This is a genomic window from Polynucleobacter sp. Fuers-14 (assembly GCF_018882045.1).
In the GTDB taxonomy this organism is placed as follows: Bacteria; Pseudomonadota; Gammaproteobacteria; order Burkholderiales; family Burkholderiaceae; genus Polynucleobacter.
The window spans coordinates 1-1,347 of the sequence record NZ_JACVPG010000022.1 but is presented as its reverse complement, the minus strand read 5'-3'; the positions used below and the strand labels follow the sequence as shown (position 1 = coordinate 1,347).

General features: G+C 44.7%; 1 protein-coding gene. It reads right to left on the bottom strand.

All coding sequences use genetic code 11. The annotated features are described in order from the left end of the window. A protein-coding gene (locus ICN40_RS11800) for an IS3 family transposase (RefSeq protein WP_255561327.1) occupies positions 1–1,294 on the bottom strand; the annotation gives its coding sequence in 2 pieces (ribosomal slippage) (positions 1–835 and positions 835–1,294; 1,295 coding nt annotated over the 2 pieces). This gene is flagged as partial in the annotation. Positions 1,295–1,347 lie beyond the last annotated feature (53 nt).

Here is a 1,347-nt window from a genome sequence, read left to right as displayed (position 1 = left end):
CGATCATGGTTGTAGTAGTGGATATATTCCTCTAGTTCTGCCTTAAATGATTCGATAGTCTCAAACTTCTCTTGGTAGAAGAACTCGCTTTTCATGATCCCAAACCAGTTTTCCATGACGGCGTTATCTAAGCAATTACCCTTTCTAGACATGCTTTGAGTAAGGCCTTGTTCTTTTAAAGCCTCCTGATAAAACCTCATCTGATATTGCCAGCCCTGGTCTGAGTGCAAGATGGGTTTATCTTTTGGTTTTAGTTGCTTAAAAGCCTTTTGGAGCATTTGCATCACCATGCTGATCTGCGGACGATCCGCAATCTCATAGGAGACAATCTCCCCGTTGTAAAGATCTAAGATCGGCGAGAGATACACCTTCTCACCTTTAATTTTGAACTCGGTTACATCCGTTACCCACTTTTGATTGGGCGCTTTGGCTACAAACTTACGCTCCAATAAATTAGGGGCAACTTTACCAAGGGCTCCCTTATAAGACTGATAGCGTTTAGGTCTGACAGTCGACTTGATCCCCAGCTGAGCCATCAGTTTTTGTACGGTCTTGTGATTGAGGTAGCAGCTCTGGGAGCTAAGTGCTGTCTGCACCCGGCGATAGCCATAGCGACCTTTATGGGCATGGAAGATGGTCTTGATCTGCATCTTGGTATCGAGATAAGTATCTGGTTTAAGGCTGGCACTCACTTGGTAGTAATACACACTCCTAGGCATTCCAACCACTGTCAAGATCACTTGTAGTGGATAACTCCGCCTTAACTCAGTAATTACTTGGGCTTGTTCTTGCTTGCCAAGTGCTTTTGCTGGGCTAAGGCTTCTAGCTTTTTTAGGTAATCAGTCTCCACCCTTCGGTACTCGAGCTCTTGGATCAGCTCTTCTTGAGTCATCTGAGTTACTGGCTTATTGGTAGGAACAAACGGCTTGAAGGGTTTGGGCATGGGCACTCGTCCTTTAGGTCTGGCTTGCAAAGCTGCAATACCACCTTCATTGTAGAGGCGCTGCCAAACGCTAATCGAGCTGGGCGCAGCAATATTAAAGTGGGCTGCAGTAGGGCGTATAGATGTCTGATTGTTCTTCATATATCGAAGAACAGAAAGCTTGAACTGCGGCGTATATTGCCGAAGAGCCCTCTTTTTAAGGCTGGGTAAGCCATGTGTTTGATAGGCTAAAGTCCAATTACGGATATCAGAAGTATTAATCTCATGGAGATTAGCTATCCTCCTAAGACCGCCAAACTTTAAATACTCTTTAACTACCTTTAGCTTGAACTGCGTACTGTATTTGCTCATAAAACAAAACCCCCTTGGTTGGACTTGATGTCCAACTTTTGGGGGTCAGTTCA